The 1,201-nt window shown below is 55.2% G+C and carries 2 protein-coding genes; both read right to left on the reverse strand.

All coding sequences use genetic code 11. From position 1 onward, the window contains the following. Positions 1–170: 170 nt before the first annotated feature. Complete coding sequence (locus tag EOA24_RS38575; protein WP_127410859.1) at positions 171–812, reverse strand: CoA transferase subunit B; 642 nt, start codon at positions 810–812, stop codon at positions 171–173. After that, positions 812–1,201: 3-oxoacid CoA-transferase subunit A (locus EOA24_RS38580; RefSeq protein ID WP_133374939.1), on the reverse strand; the 390-nt coding region annotated here is incomplete at its 5' end. The genes EOA24_RS38575 and EOA24_RS38580, both read right to left, overlap by 1 nt.

A 1,201-nucleotide genomic window follows, 5' to 3' on the forward strand; every position in this document is an offset into this window, starting at 1 on the left:
ACCCGCCCAGCAGGGCACAACCCACGCCGGAAACGAACTCAAAACTGGATAGAAACTGGGGGCAACGTCACCCCGCCCGTATCCCGCGGTTCAGTTCAAACAGGCTTCATGTAGTCGCGACCCGTGCGCGCCCGCCCATCGAGCCCGCGACCACACGGAATCTTCCAGATTCACAGGCACTCAATGAAGCTAGCGCGAGTCTTTTCCCGAACCTCTTCAAGAGTCACGCAATGGGCGAGTTCTCTGAGAATCATGCCTCGACCCGAGTTCTTGTCGATCTCGAACACAGCTAGATCTGTGATCACCAGACTGGCTACGCCTCTTCCGGTTAGGGGCAAGGTACACTCCTTGAGCAGCTTTGGCTCACTTTTCGCTTCATGCTCCATGACCACGATCACGCGCCTGACACCAGCGACCAGATCCATTGCGCCGCCCATGCCCTTTACCATTTTGCCCGGGATCATCCAATTCGCCAGGTCGCCGTTCTCTGCAACTTGCATGGCTCCCAAAATTGACAGATCAATGTGGCCGCCTCGGACCATCCCAAAGCTGTCGGCGCTGGAAAAGAAGCTCGTCTCCGGAAGCTCAGAGATTGTTTGCTTTCCAGCATTGATTAGGTCCGGATCTTCTTCGCCTTCCAGCGGAAATGGCCCCATCCCTAGCATGCCGTTCTCGCTATGAAGGCGAACTTCAATTCCCTTTGGTACGTAGTTAGCGACAAGTGTCGGGATGCCGATTCCGAGATTGACATAGAAGCCATCCCTAATTTCCTGTGCCGCTCGAGCCGCCATCTGTTCACGCGTCCAAGCCATCAGACAGTCTCCTCAGCCAATTTGCGAACGGTCCTCTGTTCAATCCGCTTTTCCGGATCCGGAACGTGGACAATGCGAGAGACGAATATCCCCGGCGTATGAATTTGATCTGGGTCGATGGAGCCCGTCTTTACGAGACACTCGACCTCAGCAATCGTAGCCCTTGCAGCAGTCGCCATTATTGGATTGAAATTTCTGGCAGTCTTTCGGTAAACGAGGTTACCCTCGAAGTCGCCCTTCCAAGCGTGGATGAGCGCAACATCCGCAAAAAGCGCAGTTTCTATGACGAACTCCTCGCCGTTGAACCTGCGCACCTCTTTGCCTTCAGCGACGCTTGTACCGACCCCGGTTTTTGTGAAAAAGGCAGGAATTCCTGCGCCACCGGCGCG

Source organism: Mesorhizobium sp. M2A.F.Ca.ET.039.01.1.1, from assembly GCF_003998035.1.
GTDB lineage: Bacteria > Pseudomonadota > Alphaproteobacteria > Rhizobiales > Rhizobiaceae > Mesorhizobium.